This window comes from Alteromonas lipotrueae (assembly GCF_019249255.1).
GTDB classification, from domain to species: Bacteria; Pseudomonadota; Gammaproteobacteria; order Enterobacterales; family Alteromonadaceae; genus Alteromonas; species Alteromonas lipotrueae.
The window spans coordinates 1-544 of the sequence record NZ_JAESDJ010000048.1; the positions used below are offsets into that span (position 1 = coordinate 1).

Annotated in this window: 1 protein-coding gene; it reads left to right on the forward strand. The window is 42.3% G+C overall.

Features of this window, described 5'->3' with window-relative positions:
* Positions 1–80: 80 nt before the first annotated feature.
* The coding region (locus KYS23_RS20595; RefSeq protein ID WP_218420083.1) for an IS110 family transposase at positions 81–544 on the forward strand (464 nt) is incomplete at its 3' end.

The following is a 544-nucleotide window of genomic DNA, read 5'->3' on the forward strand; positions in this document are numbered from 1 at the left end:
GAGATAATTGGACTCCCCAACCTAATAGGTTGGTCTAACATTTACGTTGTCACACACAAAGGTTAGGTAGGAGCCCATATATGTATAATATGCTTACTGGCGTAGATTTAGCAAAGAAAGAGATTCAGGTCTGTGTCGCGAAGTCGAGTAAAATAGTTCGCAACTCGGCGATGACGCCTTCCGTTTTTTCTAACTGGCTAGCCACTCAAAAGCCAATGACAGTCGTTTTCGAAGCATGTGCAACGTCCAATTACTGGTATCAATATGCGCGTGAATGTGGGCATGATGCACGTTTAATATCGGCCAAGCTTGTGTCGAATATTCGTCAAAATCAGAAGACAGATAAGAATGATGCCGAAGCAGTTTTACAAGCATCACAACTCAGTAATGTGAACTTTATTAGCGGGAAGTCTAGGGAGCAGCAGGAACTTCAATCGCTTGTTCGTATGCATCAGCTATCGGTAAAACATAAAGTTGCTTACGGGAATCAACTCTGTTCGTTACTTTTAGAGTTCAACATTAAGTTGTCACCAACAGATGTGGG